General features: G+C 69.2%; 20 protein-coding genes. 8 read left to right on the plus strand and 12 right to left on the minus strand.

Annotated features, from left to right (window positions below):
• Positions 1-13: 13 nt before the first annotated feature.
• Positions 14-1381, minus strand: a complete 1368-nt coding sequence (locus K3U94_RS06795) for an FAD-binding oxidoreductase (RefSeq protein ID WP_220696004.1) — start codon at positions 1379-1381, stop codon at positions 14-16.
• 51 nt (positions 1382-1432) lie between these two features.
• Entirely contained in the window at positions 1433-3385 is a 1953-nt protein-coding gene (locus K3U94_RS06800; RefSeq protein WP_220696005.1) for a hypothetical protein, read from the minus strand.
• A 160-nt stretch (positions 3386-3545) separates the two neighbouring features.
• On the opposite strand from K3U94_RS06800, the gene K3U94_RS06805 reads away from it, so the two are divergent.
• From K3U94_RS06805 to K3U94_RS06825, 5 genes are all read left to right on the plus strand, one after another.
• Positions 3546-4436 carry a helix-turn-helix domain-containing protein gene (locus K3U94_RS06805; protein ID WP_220696006.1) on the plus strand — a complete coding sequence of 297 codons (891 nt, stop codon included), beginning with the start codon at positions 3546-3548 and terminating at the stop codon, positions 4434-4436.
• A gap of 76 nt (positions 4437-4512) precedes the next feature.
• Positions 4513-5400, plus strand: a complete 888-nt coding sequence (gene cynR / locus K3U94_RS06810; RefSeq protein ID WP_047320158.1) for a transcriptional regulator CynR — start codon at positions 4513-4515, stop codon at positions 5398-5400.
• Positions 5401-5498: 98 nt separating this feature from the next.
• Entirely contained in the window at positions 5499-6002 is a 504-nt protein-coding gene (locus tag K3U94_RS06815) for a nucleoside deaminase (RefSeq protein WP_047320116.1), read from the plus strand.
• Positions 6003-6056: 54 nt separating this feature from the next.
• A complete protein-coding gene (locus tag K3U94_RS06820) occupies positions 6057-6494 on the plus strand; it encodes a MarR family winged helix-turn-helix transcriptional regulator (RefSeq protein ID WP_047320157.1) in 438 nt (145 codons plus the stop codon).
• Between the two features lie 66 nt (positions 6495-6560).
• Positions 6561-7379 (plus strand): uracil-DNA glycosylase, encoded by an 819-nt coding sequence (locus tag K3U94_RS06825; protein WP_047320115.1) that lies wholly within the window; start codon positions 6561-6563, stop codon positions 7377-7379.
• Between the two features lie 15 nt (positions 7380-7394).
• On the opposite strand, the gene brnA is transcribed toward K3U94_RS06825, so the two are convergent.
• Positions 7395-7631 (minus strand): type II toxin-antitoxin system BrnA family antitoxin, encoded by a 237-nt coding sequence (brnA, locus tag K3U94_RS06830; RefSeq protein ID WP_047320114.1) that lies wholly within the window; start codon positions 7629-7631, stop codon positions 7395-7397.
• A gap of 53 nt (positions 7632-7684) precedes the next feature.
• The gene (locus K3U94_RS06835; RefSeq protein WP_230987460.1) at positions 7685-7885 is read right to left on the minus strand and encodes a BrnT family toxin; all 201 of its coding nucleotides are present in this window, start codon (positions 7883-7885) and stop codon (positions 7685-7687) included.
• A 96-nt stretch (positions 7886-7981) separates the two neighbouring features.
• Here K3U94_RS06835 and K3U94_RS06840 point away from each other — a divergent pair, with 96 nt between their 5' ends.
• Entirely contained in the window at positions 7982-9013 is a 1032-nt protein-coding gene (locus tag K3U94_RS06840) for an LLM class flavin-dependent oxidoreductase (protein WP_220696703.1), read from the plus strand.
• Between the two features lie 41 nt (positions 9014-9054).
• Here the strand turns inward: K3U94_RS06840 and K3U94_RS06845 are convergent, their stop codons facing one another.
• From K3U94_RS06845 to K3U94_RS06870, 6 genes are all read right to left on the minus strand, one after another.
• Complete coding sequence (locus K3U94_RS06845) at positions 9055-9435, minus strand: type II toxin-antitoxin system VapC family toxin (protein ID WP_220696007.1); 381 nt, start codon at positions 9433-9435, stop codon at positions 9055-9057.
• On the minus strand, positions 9432-9680 hold the full coding sequence (locus K3U94_RS06850) for a type II toxin-antitoxin system Phd/YefM family antitoxin (protein WP_220696008.1): 249 nt from the start codon (positions 9678-9680) through the stop codon (positions 9432-9434). The genes K3U94_RS06845 and K3U94_RS06850 overlap by 4 nt, the downstream gene beginning before the upstream one ends.
• Before the next feature lie 35 nt (positions 9681-9715).
• Positions 9716-13765 (minus strand): PecA family PE domain-processing aspartic protease, encoded by a 4050-nt coding sequence (locus tag K3U94_RS24295; RefSeq protein ID WP_220696009.1) that lies wholly within the window; start codon positions 13763-13765, stop codon positions 9716-9718.
• A 71-nt stretch (positions 13766-13836) separates the two neighbouring features.
• Positions 13837-14292, minus strand: coding sequence for a nitroreductase family deazaflavin-dependent oxidoreductase (locus K3U94_RS06860; RefSeq protein WP_220696010.1), 456 nt, complete (start codon positions 14290-14292; stop codon positions 13837-13839).
• Positions 14293-14309: 17 nt separating this feature from the next.
• Positions 14310-14735 (minus strand): HIT family protein, encoded by a 426-nt coding sequence (locus tag K3U94_RS06865; RefSeq protein ID WP_220696011.1) that lies wholly within the window; start codon positions 14733-14735, stop codon positions 14310-14312.
• 18 nt (positions 14736-14753) lie between these two features.
• On the minus strand, positions 14754-15905 hold the full coding sequence (locus tag K3U94_RS06870; protein ID WP_220696012.1) for a MalY/PatB family protein: 1152 nt from the start codon (positions 15903-15905) through the stop codon (positions 14754-14756).
• Between the two features lie 32 nt (positions 15906-15937).
• On the opposite strand from K3U94_RS06870, the gene K3U94_RS06875 reads away from it, so the two are divergent.
• Entirely contained in the window at positions 15938-17047 is a 1110-nt protein-coding gene (locus K3U94_RS06875; RefSeq protein WP_047320107.1) for an adenylate/guanylate cyclase domain-containing protein, read from the plus strand.
• Here K3U94_RS06875 and K3U94_RS06880 read toward each other — a convergent pair.
• Positions 17044-17940: a nucleotidyl transferase AbiEii/AbiGii toxin family protein gene (locus K3U94_RS06880; RefSeq protein ID WP_047320106.1), complete on the minus strand. Its 897-nt coding sequence runs from the start codon at positions 17938-17940 to the stop codon at positions 17044-17046. The genes K3U94_RS06875 and K3U94_RS06880 overlap by 4 nt on opposite strands.
• Positions 17937-18758 carry a type IV toxin-antitoxin system AbiEi family antitoxin gene (locus tag K3U94_RS06885; protein ID WP_220696013.1) on the minus strand — a complete coding sequence of 274 codons (822 nt, stop codon included), beginning with the start codon at positions 18756-18758 and terminating at the stop codon, positions 17937-17939. The genes K3U94_RS06880 and K3U94_RS06885 overlap by 4 nt, the downstream gene beginning before the upstream one ends.
• A gap of 211 nt (positions 18759-18969) precedes the next feature.
• On the opposite strand from K3U94_RS06885, the gene K3U94_RS06890 reads away from it, so the two are divergent.
• A complete protein-coding gene (locus K3U94_RS06890; RefSeq protein WP_220696014.1) occupies positions 18970-19947 on the plus strand; it encodes an Acg family FMN-binding oxidoreductase in 978 nt (325 codons plus the stop codon).
• The last annotated feature ends 539 nt before the right edge of the window (positions 19948-20486 follow it).

The raw sequence follows: 20486 nt of genomic DNA on the forward strand, positions 1-20486 counted from the left end.
GCGCAGGAAGCGACTAGATCCCCGAACCCGGGTTGAGGATGTTCAGCGGGTCGAGCGCGGCCTTGACCCGTTGGTTCAGTGCCATCACGTCGGGCCCCAGCTGCTCGGCCAGCCAGGGGCGCTTCAACCGCCCCACGCCGTGCTCGCCGGTGATGGTGCCGCCCAGCGCCAGGGCCAGGTCCATGATCTCGCCGTAGGCGAGCTCGGCGCGTTGCACATGGTCGGGATCATTCGGGTCGTGCACGATCAGCGGGTGGGTGTTGCCGTCGCCGGCGTGCGCGATCACCGAGATCAGCAGTCGGCGCTCGGCGGCGATCTTCTCGATACCGGTGATCAGCTCCGCCAGCCGTGGCACCGGCACCCCAACGTCCTCCAGCAGTAGCGGGCCCTTGGCCTCGACCGCCGGGATGCAGAACCGCCGGGCCGCCACGAATCCTTCGGCCTCGACCGGGTCGTCGGTGGAGAACACCTCCTTGGCGTGGTGCTCGGTGAACACCCGGGCCATCAGCTCGACATCCTCGGCGCCCGCGTGGCCGCGCTCGTCGGAGGCCGCCACCAGCATGGCCGCGGCCTCGCGGTCCAGGCCCATGCGCAGTTGATCTTCGACGGCGTTGATCGCCGCTGAGTCCATGAACTCCAGCATCGACGGGCGCAGCCGCCCGGACACGTCGAGCACCGCCTCCGCCGCGGCGGCCACCGAGTCGAAAGTAGCCACCACCACAGCCGATTTCGGCTGAGCCGGCAACAGCCGCAGGGTCACCTCGGTGACCACCCCGAGGGTGCCCTCGCTGCCGACGAACAACTTGGTCAACGAGAGCCCGGCGACGTCCTTGAGCCGTGGCCCGCCCAGGCGCACCGCGGTGCCGTCGGCCAGCACCACCTGCAGGCCCAGCACGTAGTCGGTGGTCACGCCGTACTTGACGCAGCACAGGCCGCCGGCGTTGGTGGCGATGTTGCCGCCTATGCTGCAGATCTCGAACGACGACGGGTCCGGCGGGTACCACAGTCCGTAGGCGGCGACGGCCTTCTTCACCTCGGCGTTGAACAGGCCCGGCTGGCACACCGCGGTGCGGGTGACGGGGTCGACGCTGATCTCGCGCATCTTCTCGGTGCACAACACGATTCCGCCGTCGATCGCGGTGGCGCCGCCGGACAGGCCCGTGCCGGCACCGCGGGTCACCACCGGCACCCGATGCGCGCTGGCCCACCGCATGACCGTCTGTACTTCTTCGGTGCGCAGCGGCCGCACCACCGCCAGGGGCTGGCCCGCCAACGGGTCCAGCGCATTGTCCTGCCGGTAGCCCGCGGTGATCGTCGGGTCGGTGACCACCATGCCCTCGGGGAGATCGGCGATCAGTTGGGTCAGCGCGTCGGCGTTCACGCAGGTGATCCTACGGAGCTGCGGGGTCCGGCCGCGCCGCGACGGATCGACTCAGCCGGCGTCGAACAGCGACGAGAACCATGAGCCCAGGTCCATCGGCGCAGTCTGATCGACCAAGTCGGACATGTTCGCCCACTGCTGGGCAGCCTGCTCGCCCACTTCCGTGGGCCAGGCGTCGTTGGCCGTCAGGATCGTCGTGGCGAAGTCGTCGCGAGCATTGAGCAACCCGGCGACGATCCCACCGTTCGGGTCGAACAGGGCGTCGTCGAGCAGCGAGCCTCCCGGTAAAAGCAGCGACAGCAGCGATTGCGCCCCCGCCAGCTGGAACGGCAGGCTGATATCGCTCCACAGCAGCGGCAGATTGTTGGCCACCGCGGCCAGGCTGCCGAGGGGGTCGCTGGTGAACCCGTGCCAGACGGCGGCCCAGTCCGGGCTCAGGGCATCGGTGAAGCGCAGGGCCAACGGCGTGACGGGTTCCTCACCGAACACCGCCGCGTAGTTGTCGCTGCCGATCAGGCCCTTGAGTCCGGAGAACAGCATTTCCTGGATCAACCAGGCCGGTTGGGCGTGCATTCGCGACACGTCCAGGGCGTAGTCGTAGGACAGCACTCGCTGGGTCATGTCGGCGGCATATTCGGCTGCGCTGACGGTCGGGGTGTCGCCGGGCAGGTAGTCGGCGATATCGGACACCGGAACCACCTGAGTCGTCACCTCCAGGCCGGTGGGATCGGTTCCGGCGGTGAGGTTTTCGAAGCGGGCGAAGATCTCGCCGTTGGCGACGCCGCCGGTGTCCAGCCAGTTCGCCACACCGGGGTTGGTGGCGCTCACCACGTAGTAGGTGTAGCCGTCGGCGGCCTGGTAGGCGGTGGTGTTGTTGAGGGTGGTCTGCGCCAGGGTGAACGGCAGCGCCGCGCCGTAGACGTTCATCAGCTCGATGCCGCTGTAGGCGGCCGCCACATCGGGGACTTTCACGATCAGCGCCTCACCGGGGGCCAGATCGAAGTTCCCCGCCGAGACGTCCGCACTGGGCAGCCCCGTCGCGAACAGGCTGGTCTCGGTGGCCAGCGGGCTCATGGTGTTGGCGGGCTCCTGGATTCCGGCGATCTGGGCCAGCCCCATGTTCTGGGTGTTGAACGGCCCGGCGATCTTGGCGAAGGCACTGAACAGGGTGGTCAGCGCGTCGTCGATCGAAGTGATCTTCGGCGGAGTCGTCGTGTCGTCGCTGGGAAAGAACCCGCCTTCGGGGATGGCGAAGAACGGCGGGCAATCGGCGATGCAGTGGATGCTGATGTCGCTGGGGCCTTTGGCCCAATTGCCCAGCACGTCGCGGACCAGCAGGGAGGCGGCTCCCTGGATGGTGGCGCTGTCGTCGTCGATGAAGTTGACCGCGCCACTGGGCGCGTTGGGGCCGATGTAGACGGTGAAGGTGCCGTCGGGATTGACCACCAAGTTCGTGCCGAGTTCCAGGCTCTCCTTGCTGACGGCCTGCGAGCCGGTGATCTGTTCGGTGGCGATGGCGAATGCTTCGGTGCCGCCGCCGAGGTGGCCGGTCAGCTCGTAGGTTGCGCCCGGGGCCAGGCCAGCGGTCGCGTGGTAGTAGATGTCGGGAGTGAAGAACTGGAAGTACTGGCGCGGATCGGCGGCGTCACCGGCCAGCACTTCGGGTGACTGAAAGAACCAGCCGTCGAACAGCTCGGTGACGCGAGAGATCCCGGCCATGAGCAACTCGTAGTTCGTGTTCTGCAGACCCGTCATCAGCATGGCGACGCCGTCGGGTGTGGCGAACGGCAGCGCGGCGTCGTCGGCCGCGGCCTGCTGCATCACGGCCAGCAGATCGTCGATCGCTTGCTGCACGGCGGCCGAAACCGAGGTCAACGCCACCGGGGTGGAGCGCGTCAGGGGGGCCGGCTGGATCGTGATCGCCGCCGTGCCGGCCACCACGGCCGCCGCCAGTCCGGCGGTACACAGCGCGCGGCGGGAGCTTTCCGTACATCGGGTGGCCATGGGGCTCCTCTGCGGTCAGATGTGACAACTATTTGTCACATGAATGACAACTGAAAGTACGATGTGACGGGACGCTACCGCTGGGTGGACGTGTGCACAAGGGTCGGCGCCGAGGCCCGTACGATCGGTGATCTTCTGCATGCCAGACACGAGGAGGGCGATGGACGGGCCCGCCGAGCGAGACGATGAGAAGCGGCCGGGCTCGCCGCCCACGGATCGGGTGGTCGCCATCGTGGGGTTGTTGGCCGCGCAGACACAGCCCAGTTCAGTCGCCCAGATCGCGGCGCGGCTGGAGTTGAACCGTGCCACCGTGACGTCGATCTTGCTGGCATTGGAGCAGGCGGGATGGGCGTCGCGGCGGGCCGATCGCAGCTACACCCTGGGGTCCGGGCTGATCGGGGTCGCCGAGACGGTGCGGCGGTTGTGGCCGCTGTCGACGCAGGGCGCACACCTGATCGAGCAGATGGCCGAGCGGGCCGGCTGCGGGGCCGGACTGGCGCTGGTGGGGCCGACCGAGTTGAGCTTCTTGACCCTGGTTCGCGGCCGCGGGCGCATCCCGGCCGGCGTGGGTGTGGGGGTGCGGTTGCCACTGATCGCACCTGTGGGCGTCAGCGTGGTCGCACACCGCGATGCGCAGGCCCAGCAGGAGTGGCTGGCATCGGCGCAAGACGTCGGTCGCGACGTGCTGGACGACGCCTTGGACCAGGTGCGCCGCAACGGCGTGGTGGTGTTCGGCCTTGGCGGCCTGGGACTGGAGGCGCTCGATGTGCTTGCCGAGGTGGTCGAGCTGCTGGCCGAGCATCCACGCCGCACCGCGCTGCGCCAACGGGTCTTCGAGCTGCTGACCGGCGTCAACGGAAACCCCTATACCGCAACGCAACTTGCCGGTACGCAGCCGCTGTCGGTCAGCTATCTGGCTGCCCCGGTGTTTGAAAAGGGCGTAGCGACTTACGAATTGCAGCTGGGGCCGCTGCGGCGAGACGTGAGTGCCGCCGACCGGGACCGCTACATCGGTGAGATCCGGGCGACCGCAGAGCAACTGTCCTCCTAGTCGCTGCCCGACCATCGGCAATAGCGGCTAGGACGTAATGCCCGTCATCTCGATCGATGGCACCTATAGTCGGCCGATGGAGCTGCGCCACATTCGGTATCTGCTCGCGGTGGCCGAGCACGGGAATTTCACCCGCGCGGCCGAGGCGCTGCACATCTCCCAGCCCACCCTGTCGCAGCAGATCAAGCAGCTCGAGCGCGCGCTGGCCGTGGAGCTGCTGGATCGCTCGGGGCGCACGGTACGGCTGACCGATGCCGGCGAGGCGTATGCGGAGCATGCTCGGTTGGCGCTGCGGGATCTCGACGCCGGCGAACGTGCGGTCCACGACGTACAGGACCTGTCACGCGGGCATCTGCGGGTGGCGATGACGCCGACGTTCACCGCCTACCTGATCGGGCCGCTGGTGCACCGGTTCCACACCGCCCATCCCGGCATCACGCTCTCGGTCCGCGAGGACACCCAGGACCGCATCGAGGCTGATCTGCTCGCCGACCGGCTCGACCTCGGCATCGCCTTCGCGGGCCCGCACGCCGACGGGATCGAGCACACCGTGCTGTTCACCGAGACGCTGACTCTGGTGGTCGGCCCGGGTCACCCCTTTGCGGCCAGAGCGACGCCGCTACCGGTTGCCCGGCTGACCCACGAGCCGCTCTGCCTGCTCAACACCGACTTCGCCACCCGGCTGCAGATCGACGCCTACTTCACCGACCGCGGGGTCGCGCCGCGGATCGCGGTGGAAGCCAATTCGATCAGTGCGCTGCTGGCCTCGGTGCGCGGTGGCGCGCTGGCCACCGTGTTGCCGGACGCGATCGCCCGCGAGCATCGCGATCTGCATCCGGTGCCGCTGGTGCCGCGCCTTCCCACCCGGACCGTGGTGGCGCTGGTGCGCGCCACGGCCTACCACTCGGCGGCCGCGCAGGCATTCAGCCGGATGCTGGCGGAAATCGCCCGCGAAATCGATTGACGACATCTATCGCGTTTATCGGAAACAAGTATTGGACGCTATAGCGGGCGCTGCGGCAGCCTGACAGGCATGCCCGCACACTCTTCCTGGAAGCCGACATGGACTTCGCCCAACACACCATTGAGCTTGCCCGCCGTAACGTCGAGCAGGGCGGGCGTCCGTTCGCGACGGTCATCGTCAAGGACGGTGCGATTCTGGCCGAGAGCCCGAATCGGGTCGCTCAGACCAACGACCCCACCGCGCACGCGGAGATCCTCGCCATTCGGCAGGCGTGCACGGCGCTGGGCACCGAAAGCCTGACCGGGGCCACCATCTACATCCTGGCGCAGCCGTGCCCCATGTGCCTGGGTGCGCTGTACTACTGCTCGCCGGACGAGGTCGTCTTCCTGACCACCCGCGAGGCCTACGAGCCGTATTACGTCGACGACCGAAAGTACTTCGAGTTCAACACCTTCTACGACGAGTTCGCCAAGCCCTGGGAACAGCGGCGGCTGCCCATGCGGCATGACTCTCGCGACGACGCGGTCGACGTCTATCGGCTATGGGAGCAGCGCAACGGGCGGGCGCTGTCGTACTCCGGGGTCGCCACCGCTGGGAATTAGGGACGGGTTGTCGTGGCGGAAGAGATCCGATGGCTCAGTGAAGCCGAACAGCGGATGTGGCGGGGGTACCTGGACAGCACCCGGCTGCTGTTGCGGGAGCTCGAAGTTCAGCTGGTCGCCGACGGCGGGATCACCTTTGCCGATTTCGAGGTTCTGGTGCTGTTGTCCGAGGCGCGGCAACGCCGGTTGCGGATGGGCGAGCTCACCGAGGCGGCGGTCACGACCCGTAGCGGGACCACCGGTGCGGTGAGTCGATTGGCCAGAGCGGGCTGGCTGCGCCGCGTCGGGTGCGACGAGGACAAACGCGGATGGTTCGCCGAGTTGACCGACTCCGGGCTGGCGAAGCTGGAGTCGGTTTCGGGCGGGCACGTTGCCACGTTGCGGCGCAACCTTTTCGACCTGCTCAGTGCGCGCGACGTGGACCTGTTCGCGCACGCCTATGCGCAGATCCGCGACAACTTGTCGGAGAGCGCCGACCCGCGTTCCTGTTGAGCCGGCCCTGCGCCTCCGCGCCATGCCGGAGTGGGCATCGGATCTAAGAGCGTGCACAGTAGACCAATGCTCAACCACCCCCGGACCGGTCAGCTGTTCGACTCCCCGGTGCCGCCCGGCGCCGGCTGGCCCGGTGACCCGGCAACCCCGGAAACGCCGCAGGCCGTCGACGCCGCGCGGGTGGTGCAGCTGGCCGACCAAGCCGCCTCGATCGACGAACTCGACGCGCTGATCAGCGTCTGCCGGGCCTGCCCGCGACTGGTGACCTGGCGCGAACAGGTCGCGGTCACCAAGCGAAAGTCCTTCGCCGACCAGCCCTACTGGGGGCGGCCGGTGCCCGGCTGGGGCTCGCCGAAGCCCAAGATCGTGATCGTCGGACTGGCCCCGGCTGCCAATGGCGCCAACCGCACCGGCCGGATGTTCACCGGCGACCGGTCGGGCGACCAGTTGTACGCCGCGCTGTACCGGGCCGGCCTGGTCAACCAGCCCACCAGCGTCGACGCCGCGGATGGGCTGCACGCCAACGACATCCGGATCATCGCCCCGGTGCGCTGCGCCCCACCCGACAACGCTCCGACGACGGTCGAGCGCAACACCTGCGCGCCGTGGATCGACGCCGAATGGCAACTGATCGCTCCCCACGTGCGGGTGATGGTGGCGCTGGGCGGCTTCGCCTGGCAGATCGCGCTGCGGATTGCCGCCGGCCAAGTGCCCAAGCCCAAACCGAAGTTCGGCCACGGAGCGGTCGCCGAACTCGGCCCGGCGCTGCGGCTGCTGGGCTGCTATCACCCCAGCCAACAGAACATGTTCACCGGACGGCTGACCCCGGCCATGCTGGACGACATCTTTGGCGACGCGGCTCGGCTGGCGGGATTGAGGGGCTGACCGGGCGCTCGACGGTCAGGCCGCGGTGTGACCGCCGTGGTCAAGTTTCTCCGCGATCCAGACTTTGATGAGCGACTGGCGGGTGACTCCGAGTCGGGTTGCTTCGCGGTCGAGTTCGGCGATCATCCAGACCGGGAAGTCGACGTTGACTCGGCGGTGCTGCTCGCCCGGGCGGCGTGCCCGTGCGGTGTCGAGAGCGGCGGCCATGTCCTGGCCGTTGTCGAATCGTTCGTCGAACTCGTCAGCTTTCATAGATCGCTGCCTCTCCTTCGCGCGAGCGGCGTACGGAGATGATCCGCACGTGGTCATCTCGGGTAGGTCAATACCGCGGACCAGCATCGGCCGTCTATCTGCCCGATCGCCATCCACCTCGGCTCATCCGTCGTGCGTGCCGGCACTTCGATGCGGCGGGGGTCGGACCAAATGGACTGTGCAACATCGAAGTCGATGCCGTGCTTGGTCAGGTTTGCAGCGCTCTTGGCTGGATCGAACTCGAACGCCAACACGCGCAGTAATTATACCGTAATTACTCATCACCGGGGCGCGTCGCCGAGTGGGAGGGAAGTGGGAAGCCATACCGAGTGTCGCGCGTTGTAGCCAACGTGCGTCTTTCCGTTCTTGATCTCGTCCCGGTCCGTACCGACCAGTCCACCGCCGATGCGCTGGCCGCGACGGTGCGGCTGGCACAAACCGCTGACCGCCTCGGATTCACCAGATATTGGGTGGCCGAGCACCACAACATGCCCTCGGTGGGGGCCACCAGCCCGCCGGTACTGCTCGCATACCTTGCCGCGCAGACGTCGCGGGTGCGGCTCGGTTCGGGCGGCGTGATGCTGCCCAATCACGCCCCGCTGGCCGTCGCCGAACAGTTCGCGCTGTTGGAGGCCGCCGCACCCGGGCGCATCGACTTGGGCATCGGCCGGGCGCCCGGATCCGACCCGGTCACTTCCGTCATGCTGCGCTCCGGCCGGGGCGACGAAGACATCGCGAACTTCCCCGACTATCTCGACCACGTACGGGCGATGATGAGCAGCCGCGGCGTGCAGGTCCAGTTGCGTGACGGCGACTACCTGCTCAAGGCCACCCCGGCCGCCGTCGGCGAGCCGCAGCTGTGGCTGCTGGGATCGAGCATGTATTCGGCGCGACTGGCCGCGGCCAAGGGGCTGCCCTACGTGTTCGCCCACCACTTCTCCGGCCAGGGCACCGAGGAGGCGCTGGCCTACTACCGGGAGAACTTCACGCCGAGCGACGTGTGTGCGGAGCCGACGACGTTTCTGACCGTCAACGCATCCGTTGCCGAAACCCGCGACGAGGCAACGGCGTTGATGCTGCCCAACCTGCAGATGATGGCCCGGTTGCGGACCGGTCGACCGTTGGGCGCCGTCGATCTGGTCGAGGATGCGCAGGCGGCAGCGGTCTCCGACTCCGAACAACGCATCATCGACAGTGGGCTGCGGCGCGCGGTCGTCGGCACTCCGGCCGAGGCGGCCGAGCAGCTCAGCGCGCTGGCGGAGCACTTCGCGGTCGACGAGGTGATGATCAACCCGGTCGCCTCGGCGTACCGCGGCACCGATCCGGCCACCGCGCCGGGCCGGGAACGCACTTGCGAACTGCTGGCCAAGGAGCTGCTGTAGCAGTCCGTCTGTCGGCTGATCGCCGCAACCACCGCGCTCGGTTAAACCGCGACTACTTCGAGCAGATTGTCCAAGCCGGCGAAATCCGCTGGGTTGCGGGTGTAGAGCCTGGCTGAGTGAGCGTGTGCGGTTGCCGCGATGAGCAGGTCCATTGAGCGGGCCCGCGGTTGACGGCCGGCCGCGGTGACCGCCGCGGCGATTTGACCGTAGCTGGCGGCCACACTCCCGGTGAGCGGCAGTGCGTCGAAGCTGCGTTGCAAGACCGACAGGCGACGCAGCCGCTCGGCGCGGACCTCCGGGAGTTTCGCGACCAGAACCCCGAAATGTAACTCGGCCAGAGTGATTGTGCTGACGGCCAATTCGCCTTGCAGGGGCGCGACGCCGGTGGCGATGACGACGCTGGTGTCCAAAATGGCGATCAACGCGCGTTCCACGGATCGGCTATCGCGTGCTCAATCGTCTCACGATCGTCGCTCCATGCCGGATCTTCCGGGCCGTTGAACAGTTCGGCGATATCGGTCCACCGCCGCCACGCCCGTGGTGCGGCGGGCACGAGCCGGGCGCTTGGCCGACCGGCCACGGTGATGGTGATTTCCTCACCGTCCTCGACGCGGCGAACCAGATCGGAGGCGTTCTGGCGCAGTTCGCGTAGACCAACCGTTTCCATGCCCCATGGTAGCACACGTGCTACCTCGCGACGGCTCAGCGGTTGATGATGGTGGCCCCGAAACCGCTGGGCCGGTAGTCGATGTAGACCGGGTTCACCGAGAACGGGTAATAGCCGCTGTTGGCCGCCCCGCCCGACGTCACATACGGACCGTTGTTGGTGGTGGTGTAGGAGTACAGCAAGGTGCTGCCGTCGGCGTTGTACACCGAGATCACCGTGCCGGCCGGCACCTGCGAACCGACCCCGAGCTGCGGGAACAGCGACTGCGGAATGCTGCCGTACATGCCGCCGGAGTCCAGCGACGTGGACACCGCCACCGGGGCGCCACCGTTGATCGACACCATCGTGTCGACGAACGGCGACCCGGGCACCGAGATCTCGGGGGTCAGCGGGTTCGGCCCGAAGGTCAGCTGACCGGTCTGCTCGTCGATGAGCACGCCCTGGTTGAGCGCGCCGGGCAGCGCCGAGATGATCGTCGAGGTGCCGGCGTGGCCGTTGTTGGGCCCAATGCCCAACACCCCGACGATGCCGTACTGGTTGAAGTACTGCGTCATCAGGGCGTTCGACGACGAGGTGACTACGTTGACGGCGGTCGGGTCGGTGACGATGTCGCCTGAGCAGGCAACCTTGTCGCAGAAACCCACCGTGGTGCTGTAGGTCTGGAAGCCGTAGCTGTTGTTGCCCAGGCCCGCGTAGCTGGAGTTGCCGGACAGCAGCACATCGCCGAGGCCACCGGGGTTGCCGACGGCGCTGTTGAGAATCGTCAGACCGGTGGAGCCGGTGTCGATCTGGACCGGTACCGGCGGCCCGCCGTTGATCGAGATGTAGACGATCGGGCTGATGCCGCCGCTCTGCAGGTACAGCGGGACGGTGACGTTGACCGGGCCGTCGGGTCCGCCGGTCGCGCCGGCGTGCCCGGAGCCCGAACCGGCCCCGCCGGCCCCGCCGGCACCGTTGGCGCCGTGGCTGCCGATGGTCCCGCCGCTACCGCCGTCGCCGCCGTCGCCACCGCTGCCGCCGTTGGCTCCGAGCCCGCCGGCGGCCACCGCACCCGCAGCTCCGCCGTCGCCGCCGTCACCGGCCGCCCCGCCGTGCACGTTCGTCCCGGCCAGCGTGGCGTCTCCGCCGTCACCACCGTTGCCGCCGTGGCCGCCCGCGCCGGCGTTGCCGCCGCTGCCCGCGTGGGCGCCCAAACCTCCGGTGCCGCCCGCTCCGGCGTTCCCGCCGGCGCCGCCGTTTCCGCCGTCACCACCGCTGGAGCCCTGCGCGTAGTAGGTGCCGGTGGCGCTTCCGCCATTGGCGCCCGCGCCGCCGATGCCGCCGTTTCCGCCGGTGCCGCCGTTGAAGCCGGTGTCGCCCTTGCCGCCGGACCCGCCGGAACCGGCGGCGCCGCCCTTCCCGCCGTCCCCGCCGATGCCGACCGGAGCCTTGTTGATACCGGGTTGGGCGTTGAACCCGGAGCCGGGCGCCCCGCCGTTACCGGCCGCCCCGCCGTTGCCGCCGTTGCCACCGGTGCCGCCCGCGCTGTCGTCACCGGCCCCGCCGATGCCGCCGCCACCACCGGTACCGCCGCCACCCCCGGCGCCACCGTTGCCGTTGGTGCCGAACGTGCCGTGCTCGTGCAGCGCGACGCTGCCGGTGTAGGCCGAGCCGCCCGCACCACCGGTGCCGCCGGCCCCGCCGCTTCCACCGTTGAAGCCGGTGCCGCCGCCGAGTGCTCCGGTGTCGCCGAGCCCGCCGTTGCCGCCGACGCCGCCGGCCCCGCCGTCGCCGCCGCTGCCGTAGGGGACGCTGTTGGCGATGTCCAGGGTGGCGATGCCGTTGCCGCCGCCGTTGCCGCCGGCTCCGCCCGCGCCGCCGGCGCCGCCATTGCCGGTGCCGGTTCCATGTGCGTAGGCGCTGCTGCCGCCGGCCCCGCCGACACCGCCCTTGCCGCCGTCGCCGCCGCTGCCGGGCAGGGTGGCGCTGGGGGGCAGTTGGCTCTGGTCCACGCCGCGGCCGCCGTTGCCGGCGTTGCCACCCGCTCCGCCCTTGCCGCCGTTGCCGTCGCCGAGCGAGTTGCCGCCGGCTCCGCCCTTGCCGCCGTTGCCGCCGTCTCCGGCGTTGCCGTTATTAAGAACCGGGTTGCCATTGGCACCGGTGGCGCCGTTGCCGCCATTTCCGCCCGCGCCGCCGTCGCCGTGCAGGCTGCCGGTTCCGCCGGCGCCGCCGTTGCCGCCGCTGGCGCCCGGGGTGACGGCGTTGAAGCCATTGCCGCCGGCGCCGCCGTTCCCGGCGTGCGCGGTCGATGCCGATCCGGTCGCGCCGGTGGCACCGTTGACCGAGCCAGTCCCGCCGGCACCGCCGAGGCCCCCGGCACCCGCTTGGCCGCCGTTGCCGCCGCGGCCACCGTTGGGGTTGCTGGCATTGCCGTTGGCGCCCTTGCCGCCGTCACCGGGGGTGCCGCCGGTCCCGCCGTTGCCGCCATTCCCGCCGGCGCCCTGTTGGCCCGCGGTTCCTTCAGCCGAGGTGCCGCCGGCGCCGCCGTTGCCGCCAACCCCGCCTTTGCCGCCCTGCATGCCGTTGCCGCCGTTGCCACCGGCCGCGCCGGCGGTGGTGGCGTTGGTCCCCGCCGATCCGTTGCCGCCGGTGCCGCCGTTGCCGGCATTGCCGCCGGCTCCGCCCGCTCCGCCGTGGCCGTCGCCGAGCGAGGCGCCGCCGGCGCCGCCGTTGCCACCGCTGCCACCGGCCCCGCCGATGCTGCCGGGCCCACCGTTGACGCCGTTGGAGCCGTTGCCGCCGACGCCACCGGCCCCGCCGTTGCCGTGCAGGCTGCCGGTACCGCCGGCGCCGCCGTTGCCGCCGCTGGTGCCCGGGGCCGCGTTGGGGTCGGAAGCCGCGTCGTAGCCGTTGCCGCCCGCGCCGCCGTTCCCCGCGTAGTCCGAGGGGGTCCCGGTCGCCCCGCTGGCGCCGTGGACGGAGCCCGCCCCGCCGTCGCCGCCGAATCCTCCGGCGCCGAAGGCGCCGCCATTGCCGCCGCGCCCCCCGTTGGGGTTGCTCGCATCGCCGTTGCCGCCGGCCCCGCCGTCGCCGGCCGCGCCGCCTGACCCACCGTTGCCGCCGTTGCCGCCGGCACCCTGCAGACCCGCGACCCCGTTGGCCGAGGCGCCGCCGGCCCCGCCATTGCCGCCGGCCCCGCCGTTGCCGCCCTGCATGCCGTCGCCGCCGTTACCGCCGGCCCCACCGGCGATGGTCGCGTCGATCCCAGCGGTTCCGGCTCCGCCCGCTCCGCCGGTGCCTCCGCTACCGCCCGCACCACCGCGGCCGCCGTCGCCGTACTGCGCCGAGAGGCTGGACCCGCCCACACCGCCGGCACCGCCCAGCGATCCGTTGCCCCCGGTGAAGCCCGTTGCTCCGGTCGCGCCCGCGCCCACGGACCCCGTTCCGCCCATGCCGCCGGCGCCGCCGTTGCCGAACAGCCAGGCGATGGCATCGCCGCCGGCGCCCCCGGTACCGGCGGCCGCGCCGTCGACACCGACTCCGCCCGTGCCGCCGACACCGCCGTTGCCCATGAACGACCCACCGGCCCCGCCGATGCCGCCCGCCGCGCCGGCCCCGCCGTCACCGCCGGCCCCGCCGTCGCCGAACATGCCGGCCGCCCCGCCGTTGCCGCCGGCCACCCCGGCGGCGCTCTGGTCGAAGCCGTCACCGCCGTCGCCGAACCACAGGCCGCCGGCGCCGCCGTTGGGGTTTTCCGCCGTTCCGTCCGTGCCGTCGCCGATCAGGAACTGCCCGGAGGCGGTGTTGATCCAGCCGTTGACCATCGACCCGAAGTCACTGTTGATCCAGTTCTCGATGGAGGTGTGGAACGGGTCGTAGAAGAGCTGGTCAAACCATGCCGCGGAGTCGAGGGGAGTGGTGTCGGCGGCGACTCCGGCGACCGGCGTGAACATGTCGACCAGCCAGTCGAAGTCCATCCCGTCGGCGTGTGCCGACGGGGTCGCGGGCGTCAGCCCGACGGCCAGGAAAGTGCCGACCGCCGCTCCGGCTCCCGCCAGGCGCCGGCGTGCTGACTGCGACTTACCCGGCCCGCCCTGACGACTCATCGCCCCAAAGTACTAGCTGAGTGATACCTGAGCAAAGCAGAACAACGGACTACTCTCGGAAATAACGCCTATTAAGTAGCGGGCACCGGCGTGAGCCTCACCACCGGGATCGGCCGGGTCGTGCGGCGCTGGTAGGCCTCGTAGCGATTGGCATTGTTGGCGTTGACGATTCGCCACAGCCGGGTGTAGTCCGGGTCGTCGGGCAGCACCGGTTGCGCGATGGTCCGCAGGCGCTTCGGCCCGACGTTGATTTCCACCTCGGGATTGGCCTTGAGGTTGTGGTACCAGCCGGGGGAGCGCGGCGCGCCGCCCATCGACGCGACGATCAGGTATGTGTCGCCGTCGCGGGCGTAGCTCAGCGCCGAGGTGCGCGGCTGGCCGGTCTTCGCGCCCACGGTGTGCAGCAACAGGTTGGGAGGCAGGCCCGGGACCTTGTGGCCGATCCAGCCGTTGGTCTGTTGGTAGATCAGGCTGTGCAGGCCGAGCGCTCGGACGCCCACCTTGTCGATCAGGGATAGATGAGCCATACCCTCGAGTCTGCCCGCTAGCTGCCGCTGCTCGCCAGCGCCGACCGCAGGATCGCCCCGGTGCCCTCGCGGTCCGGATCGCGGCGCACCAGCAGGCCTTTCGCGAAGGACAGCCGGTCGCCGTCACGGCGCGGGACCACGTGCAGGTGGATATGGAACACGCTCTGAAAGGCTGCCCGGCCGTCGTTGATCACCAGGTTGTTGCCGTCGGCGTGCAGCCCCGAGCTGCGCGCGGCCTGGGCGATCCGCTGCCCCACGGTGAGCATGCCGGCCAGGGTGGCCGCCGGGGTGTCGGTGAGGTCCACGAAGTGCTGCTTGGGGATCACCAGGGTGTGGCCGCGGGTGAACGGCCGGATGTCGAGAAACGCCAGGTAGTCGTCGTCTTCGAAAACCCGCACCGCCGGCGCATCACCGGCGACCACGGCGCAGAACACGCAGGACATGCCCGCCACGGTAATGCGTCAGGTCAGCGCACCGGCCATCGCCTCGATCGCCCGGTCCAGGATGGCCCGGGTGGTGGCGAAGTTCAGCCGCGCGAAGCCCCGGCCGCCGCCGAACGGGATACCCGGGCTCAGTGCCACCCGCGCGTCGGCCAGCAGGATCTCGGCCGGTTCGGCGGGCAGTCCCAGCTCCCGGAAATCGACCCAGGCCAGGTAGGTGGCCTCGGGGTGGCTGATCCGCAGGCCCGGCACCGCTGCCGGCAGCGCTTGGCTGAGGTGGTCGCGGTTGGCCCGCAGGTAGGGCAGCAGGGCGTCCAGCCACGGTCCGCCGTGGCGGTAGGCGGCGAGGTTGGCGCTGATGCCGACGGTGGCGGCGCCCATCGTGTGCAGCATGTTGATCCTGCGCCACGCCTCGACGTCGCGCGGATTGGTCAGGATCACCTGGGCGCACATCAGCCCGGGCAAATTCCAGCCCTTGGAGGCCGACATCAGCGTGATGACGGTGTCGGCGGCGGCGGGCGACACCGCGGCGGCCGCTACATGGGGCCGGTCGTAGACCAGCGGGGCGTGGATCTCGTCGGCGATCACCCGGGCGCCATGGCGCGCGGCGATGTCCACGATCGCGCTGAGCTCCTCGGCCGTGAAGGCGGTGCCCAGCGGGTTGTTCGGATTGCACAGAATCAGCGACCCCGCCCCGGCGGCGAACGCGGCGTCCAGGGCGTCCAGGTCCATCAGGTAGCAGCCCGAATCCTGCTGTGTCATAGGGATTTCCACGCGCTGGCGGCCGGTGACGGTCAGCAGGTCGAAGAACGGCATGTAGGCCGGCACCGGCAACACCACCGGGCTCTCCGGGCGGGTGAGGAACTCGATCACCACCTCCATGCCCTTGAGGACGTCGGGCACCACCCGCACCCACTCCGGCTGGATGGACCAGCCGTAGCGGTGCAGGCACCACTGCGTCAGCGCCACCGGCAACGCATCCGAGCTCAGCGCCGGATAGCCGAACTCCTCGTTGGCCACGCAGGCGCGCACCCCGTCGAGCACCGCGGGCGCGGTGGGGAAGTCCATCTCGGCGATCCACAGCGGCAGCACGTCGGGACCGAAGTGATTCCACTTGATGGTGTTGCGGGCACGGAGTTGAGCGGGGGTCAGCGCATCGAAGACTTCAGCCACTCCGTCAGTCTGCCGCGAGATACGTTTGCGGCGTGGCTGACCCCGAAATCGAGGACTTGCTGGACGGGCTGGACGGCTCCGCGCGTGCTGAGCGCGCCGAACTGATCGAATGGCTGCTGGGGCAGGGCGTCACCGCCGAGGAGATCCGCGGGAACGTCTCACCGATGCTGTTGGCGTCGCGACGGCTGGTCGGCGACGACGGCACCTACGTCTCGGCTCGCGAGATCAGCGAGTCCACCGGAGTCGACCTCGATCAGTTGCAGCGCCTGCTGCGGGCGGTCGGGCTGCCCTGGATGGAGGATCCGGACGCCCCGGCGCAGATGCGTGCCGACGCCAGCATCGCCATGCATGCGCGCCGCTTCATAGACGCCGGCATCGATGCCGAGCAGGCCTTGCAGACCGCTCGCCTGTTGGCCGACGGGTTGGCGCACACCGCGGAATTCATGCGCTTCACGGTGTTGTCGGCGATCGGCGAACCGGGTGTCACCGAGCTGCAGATCGCTCAGCGGTCGCGGGACCTGGTGGCCGGGCTGGCGCCGATGTTGGGCCCGTTCGTCCAGGACATGCTGATGATGCAGCTGCGTCATCAGCTCGACATCGACGCCGTCACCGCCAGCGAGCGCTTGGCGGGCGCACCGCTGCCGGGGGCGCGGCAGATCACCGTCGCGTTCGCCGACCTGGTCGGCTTCACCCGGCTCGGGGAGATGGTGCCGCCCGAGGAGCTGGTTCAGCTCGCCGAGCGCTTGACGGTGCTGGGACGCGAGATCGCCGTTCCGCCGGTGCGATTCATCAAGACTATCGGCGACGCGGTGATGTTCGTGTGCCCGGAGCCTGCGCCGCTGGTCGACGCGGTGCTGCGGCTCGTTGAGGCGGCCCAGGCCGACGACAGCCTGCCTCGGCTCCGTGCCGGTATCGCCTCCGGCGAGGCGGTGAGCCGGGTCGGGGACTGGTTCGGCAGCCCGGTGAACACCGCCAGCCGGATCACCGGGGTCGCCCGGCCGGGCACGGTGCTGGTGGCGGAGCCGGTGCGGGTGGCGCTGACCGAATCCGACGCCTTCCAGTGGTCGTTCGCCGGCGGACGCCACCTCAAGGGCATCAAGAGCGAGGTGAGTCTGTTCCGCGTCCGGCACACCCAAACCTAGGGTTTGAGGTGCGCGGCCCTCAGCGACGCCAGCGCTGTTTGGACCTGGTAGAGGTCTCGCTCGTTGCATTGAGCCCAGTGTCGTTCGTCTGCGTCCAGGCGAGAGATAAAGCCGTAGCGTTGACGCACAACGGCGATCCACTCTTTGAGACGCACAGGTTTGGTGAGGTAGCCGATATCCTCACGCTGGAATTCGCTTGGGTCGCGTGGTCTTAGCACCTCGTCGGGATCGACAGGTTTGTTGCCACGTCCGTCGACGACGACGTCGCGGTAGGCCTTGAGAACCCACAGCCGCCGGGTGAGCGCCTCGTCGATCACCCGCGAGGTCGCAAACCATTGCAGGTCGTAGAGATCGCGGGCCAGGGAAACGCGACGGTATCGCGCGAGTTTCTCGGAGACGGCTTCCTCGGCCCGTACGACAGGGGTCGGAGGCAGGGTGAAGTCATACCGATCGTGGATCGGCAGGTGCACGGGATCAAGCGTCTCGGGCTCCAAACTCAGTGCATGGCGTGCCAACTCCACCTTGGCGCCCAGTTGCGGGCGGCCGAACGGTGTGTCGACCTTCAGGTCTCCACGCCGGCCGTCGTCGCCGAGATTTTCGATTGCGAAGGCGAATCCGTCGATCTCAACGCCGTCGAGAGCCCGCAGGGTGGCAAGCGCCAGGTCCTCGTCGGGCGCGGCGAAGTCGAGGTCGGTCGAAAAGCGGCCGGCGTTGCCCGCCCTGAACTTCCGCAGTGCCGTGCCGCCTTTGAACACCAGGCCGCTGTCGAATAGCCCGGCATTGTGGATCAGGCGCAAGGCGTGGTCCTGCGCGATGTCCAGCAGAGCAGCGTCGCGTCCGCCCTTTACTCCTTGATAGTGGCGCGCAAGGTGGCCGTCGGTGATGCGGGTCATGAGCCGCCACCCACGTTGAGATACGGGTGTAGCAGGGTGTCATTGACTTGCGTCAGGGCGTCAAAGACACCCTGACCGGCGATGCGAGGGCCGAGCCACGCTGTGCCCCTCGCCGGATAGGTCGCGAGGATCGCGGCTCGCAAGTAGTCGTTGCCGGCTGCTCCGAGGAGGTAGGCAGCGCGTTGTGCTGTTGTGCGGTGCATCGGCTTCAGCAGGCTGATGACGGTGTCTTTGTCCACGTCTATGACCGACTCCGTCAGCCATTGCCCAAGGCCGGCGACATCTTTGTAGGCCGAGGGCCGTGCCGCAATCCCGACGAGCAGACCCTCGATGTTCCAGGACGGCAATCCGTTGATCGTCGTCAGTCCTGGCTTGGACAGCTCGATCCGGACATAGCGCCAGTCGCCGGTGAGTGCCTTCGGAAACGAGGTGTCGACAGGCAGGGCGACCACCTCCTGTTCGGGGATCCGCTGCGCCAGTCCGAGTATGGATGCAGCTGAGTCCATTGCGAGTACGCCAGGCCAGGATGGGTTCACGGCAAGCTGGGCACGAAGCTCAATGAAGCGGTCGCCAGAGCCGTAGGCGCCGCCGCGGGCGCCCGGGAGGAATTCCCAGACGTGTCGGGTTCGCAGTGGCCCCAGCCAGCCTTCACGTTGGAGTTCGTAGGCAAGGTGGCGCGCGGCCGTTTGGTCGGCTTCAAGCCCGACCTGGCGCATGATGGCAGCTAGCCGGTCGAGCGGCACCAGTAAGTCGCCGTCAAGCTCAAGTTGCTCTACGACCGGCGCGACTGATCGCGATATCCTCCGTGCTGCTGTCATTTACCACCTCAATTCGATAAATAGTAACAAATTAAGGGCGTATCTGACAGTGGTGCGGCCGGAACGGCTTGGGCGCGGGTCAACCAGAAGCGGTTGCCTCTGAACCCGACTGACGCGGGTCCAAAGCCGTCCGGCCGGTGACTAACGGCCCCTGTTGCGACTGGGAGCTGGCTGGGAGCCTGAAGTCGACAGACCCAGTTGGAGGTGGCTGATGCTGGAGACGACCGTGGATTCCGAGGTTCTCACCGAAGCGGTGCGGCTGGCCTGCCGGGCGCCGTCGTTGCACAACAGCCAGCCGTGGCGATGGGTGGCCGGCGGAGGCCGGCTGGATTTGTACCTGGACCCGACCCGCGCCGTGCACGGCGACCAGTCCGCGCGTGAGGCGTTGATCAGTTGCGGCGCCGTGCTCGACCACCTGCGGGTGGCGATGGCCGCAGCCGGCTGGACGGCCGACGTCGAGCGGTTCCCGGATGCCGCGCAGGCGGAGCACCTGGCCTCGATCGGCTTCACCGCCGCGGAACGGGTCACGGAACTGGACCGGTATCGCGCCGGGGCGATCCTGACGCGTCACACCGATCGGCTGCCGTTCATGGCGCCGAGTAACTGGGCGCCGTTCGAAACGGTGTTGCACGACACCGTGACCGGCCCGGTGCGACTGAGCGTGCTCGCCGACGAGCTGCGCTCCAAGCTTGCCGATGCCTCCCAGCTCACCGAGGCGCTGCGCCTGTACGACTCGTCGTATCACGCCGAACTCGGCTGGTGGACAGCACCGTTCGAGGTCTCCGACGGGATTCCGGAGAGCGCGCTGGTCTCGGCCGCCGAAAGCGATCGGGTGGACATCGGGCGGACCTTCCCGGTCACCCACAACCGGGAACGACGTATCGAGGTCGGCGACGACCATTCGAAGATCGTGCTGTTGGCGACCGCCAGCGACGAGCCGGAGGATGCGCTGGCCTGCGGCGAGGCGCTCTCGACGGTGTTGCTGGAAGCCACGATGGCCGGCTTGGCGACCTGCCCGGTAACGCATCTGACCGAGGTGCCCGCCGCCCGGGCGCTGCTCGCCGGGTTGGTCGGCGGCGATGACCTGCCCCAGGTGCTGGTGCGCGTCGGTGGCGCGCCGGCTCTGGAGAAGCCTCCGGTGCCCACGCCGCGGCGACCGCTGGCCGATGTGCTGCACCTGAAGATCTGATTCGGGCTATGGACTCGGCGCCAGCCTTACGGCGGTCTCTTGCCATTTGTCGCGCGAAGCGGCGCTAGGGGCTGCGCCGCGTCGTGGGGGATGGAAAAATAGGCGCCCAGTGTGAATTTGACGACGTGACACGGGCGTGTCGCGTCGTCAAATTCACACTGGCGGCCAGCGCACCTGTGCGGGTCTCCGGCAATTTCCGAGTGGGCCGGGCGGCGACGGCTGGGGGATGAGGCGACGGCTCGGGGGATAGGAAAGTTGCCCGGCTTTGAGCGACAGTCACGGGTGGTGAAACGAGCCCGTTGCGATTAGTCGCTCAAAGCCGGGCAACTGTCACATGGTTCTGGATTTGGCCGTGGTTCTGGATTTGGCCGCCACCGGAAAATTAGGGCAGGCCCGGCTGACAACTGGGAGCGTCTACACTTCCTGCGCGGCTGGCTTTCACCCACTGTTCCAGCTCTTCGGATCGGTCATGTCCGGGCCTGCTTCGCAGTCGAATTTACGCCGCTGGCCAGCGCTGGGCAATGGTTGATTTCGCCGAA

The sequence above is a fragment of the Mycolicibacter heraklionensis genome (assembly GCF_019645815.1).
GTDB lineage: Bacteria > Actinomycetota > Actinomycetes > Mycobacteriales > Mycobacteriaceae > Mycobacterium > Mycobacterium heraklionense.

Coding starts and splice junctions, on each gene's coding strand:
- K3U94_RS06800 (WP_220696005.1), bottom strand. CDS start 3,385: ATGGCCACCCGATGTACGGAAAGCTCCCGCCGCGCGCTGTGTACCGCC.
- brnA (WP_047320114.1), bottom strand. CDS start 7,631: ATGAAAGCTGACGAGTTCGACGAACGATTCGACAACGGCCAGGACATG.
- K3U94_RS06820 (WP_047320157.1), top strand. CDS start 6,057: ATGTGGCGGGGGTACCTGGACAGCACCCGGCTGCTGTTGCGGGAGCTC.
- K3U94_RS06890 (WP_220696014.1), top strand. CDS start 18,970: ATGCTGGAGACGACCGTGGATTCCGAGGTTCTCACCGAAGCGGTGCGG.
- K3U94_RS06860 (WP_220696010.1), bottom strand. CDS start 14,292: ATGGCTCATCTATCCCTGATCGACAAGGTGGGCGTCCGAGCGCTCGGC.
- K3U94_RS06885 (WP_220696013.1), bottom strand. CDS start 18,758: ATGACAGCAGCACGGAGGATATCGCGATCAGTCGCGCCGGTCGTAGAG.
- K3U94_RS24295 (WP_220696009.1), bottom strand. CDS start 13,765: ATGAGTCGTCAGGGCGGGCCGGGTAAGTCGCAGTCAGCACGCCGGCGC.
- K3U94_RS06825 (WP_047320115.1), top strand. CDS start 6,561: ATGCTCAACCACCCCCGGACCGGTCAGCTGTTCGACTCCCCGGTGCCG.
- K3U94_RS06880 (WP_047320106.1), bottom strand. CDS start 17,940: ATGACCCGCATCACCGACGGCCACCTTGCGCGCCACTATCAAGGAGTA.
- K3U94_RS06865 (WP_220696011.1), bottom strand. CDS start 14,735: ATGTCCTGCGTGTTCTGCGCCGTGGTCGCCGGTGATGCGCCGGCGGTG.
- cynR (WP_047320158.1), top strand. CDS start 4,513: ATGGAGCTGCGCCACATTCGGTATCTGCTCGCGGTGGCCGAGCACGGG.
- K3U94_RS06815 (WP_047320116.1), top strand. CDS start 5,499: ATGGACTTCGCCCAACACACCATTGAGCTTGCCCGCCGTAACGTCGAG.
- K3U94_RS06850 (WP_220696008.1), bottom strand. CDS start 9,680: ATGGAAACGGTTGGTCTACGCGAACTGCGCCAGAACGCCTCCGATCTG.
- K3U94_RS06805 (WP_220696006.1), top strand. CDS start 3,546: ATGGACGGGCCCGCCGAGCGAGACGATGAGAAGCGGCCGGGCTCGCCG.